Raw genomic sequence first — 363 nt, 5'->3', positions numbered from 1 at the left:
AAATCAAACGCAAGGTCCTTTTTCAAAACCACAAGATTCGCTTGGGCGTAGCCGCCGGACATGCCTGCGGTCGGCCCGTTTATTTTCCCCTCTCGTATCAGGGCGCGTACATCCTTTGGCGCCATTTTGTTTAATTGCTCCACTTATATCAGCTCCACAATTGAGGAAGTTGTGTACATAACGTGTAGATTCCCATAACTGCCATTACAATCACTACAAGCGCGCCTGTGCTTGTCAGCCAAAGCGGATGCTTATAATCACCGACAATGTTTTTCTTGTAGGCGGCAACAAGCAGCGTTCCGAGCGCAATCGGCAGAATTAAGCCGTTCAGTGAAACGACAAGTACGAGGATCTTCGCAGGCT

General features: G+C 48.8%; 1 protein-coding gene and 1 pseudogene. Both read right to left on the bottom strand.

The annotated features are described in order from the left end of the window. Positions 1–125: pseudogene (locus ACFRCG_RS48615) on the bottom strand (hypothetical protein); the annotation flags it as partial. Between the two features lie 23 nt (positions 126–148). Next, positions 149–363: hypothetical protein (locus tag ACFRCG_RS48610; RefSeq protein ID WP_380043091.1), on the bottom strand; the 215-nt coding region annotated here is incomplete at its 5' end.

Source organism: Embleya sp. NPDC056575 (assembly GCF_042793325.1).
GTDB lineage: Bacteria > Actinomycetota > Actinomycetes > Streptomycetales > Streptomycetaceae > Embleya.
This window is presented reverse-complemented; position numbering and strand designations above follow the sequence as displayed.